Origin of the sequence: Haloferax sp. Atlit-10N (genome assembly GCF_003586325.1) — an archaeon.
Taxonomy (GTDB): domain Archaea; phylum Halobacteriota; class Halobacteria; order Halobacteriales; family Haloferacaceae; genus Haloferax; species Haloferax prahovense.
The window spans coordinates 1-718 of sequence record NZ_PSYX01000070.1 but is presented as its reverse complement, the minus strand read 5'-3'; the positions used below and the strand labels follow the sequence as shown (position 1 = coordinate 718).

Genomic DNA, 718 nt, shown 5'->3' with positions numbered 1-718 from the left:
CCGGAGCCGTTCGAACTGTCCGAAGCCGTACTCGTCTTTGAGCTGGCTGCCGATGGGGACCTCAAGCCGGGAGCGCTCGCCCCAGTTGATCGTGTAGGCGTCGTTGCGGATGTAAGTCCGCAGGTCCCGACCGTCGGCTTGGTTCCCCCAGTAACCGGGCGGACTGACCTCCTGGTCGGCCTCCTCGACCATCTCGAAGAACGATCGCCAGGCGGCGTCGTTGACGCGGGTGATCTGTTGTGTCGTCGCCGACCCCAACACGTCGACGTACTCGTCGTAGTAGCCGTCACAGTCCCAGACGCTCTCGCCGGCGAAGAACTGTTGCCGGCGAGCATACGTCAGCTGGTTACAGAGGCTTGCTGACGCATCGAGGAGACGTCGAAGGACGGTGTCGGCCTGTTCCGATTGCGGAACGACCTCGAAGATGTTGGTCCGCCTCATCGTTCGGCCTTGCCCCACATCCGCGGCACGTAGCCGAGGTGTTCGATGTCGTCCGCGTAGTCTCGGAGGAGCCCGATCAGGACGATTTCCGGAACACCGTTCTCGGCCTGTTCGACTAACCACTCCTCCAGTTCGACTTCGGCTGCCTCAATCTCGTTCAGTTCGACTGACATCGATCATCGCGCCTCTATCAGACGGTGCACCTGTCGCTGGCGGCGGTAACACATCTCGAATCACCTGTGCTGTGCAGGCACGACCGAACGCGCCTGCACCCTTT

General features: G+C 61.8%; 1 protein-coding gene and 1 pseudogene. Both read right to left on the bottom strand.

Features of this window, described 5'->3' with window-relative positions:
- Window positions 1-441: pseudogene (locus C5B91_RS21215) on the bottom strand (IS200/IS605 family transposon protein TnpB); the annotation flags it as partial.
- A complete protein-coding gene (locus C5B91_RS22560) occupies window positions 438-614 on the bottom strand; it encodes a hypothetical protein (protein ID WP_199505999.1) in 177 nt (58 codons plus the stop codon). The gene C5B91_RS22560 and the pseudogene C5B91_RS21215, both read right to left, overlap by 4 nt.
- Window positions 615-718: the final 104 nt, after the last annotated feature.

Excerpts from the sequence above, each read along its gene's own strand:
- C5B91_RS22560 (WP_199505999.1), bottom strand. The coding sequence starts at position 614 with ATGTCAGTCGAACTGAACGAGATTGAGGCAGCCGAAGTCGAACTGGAG.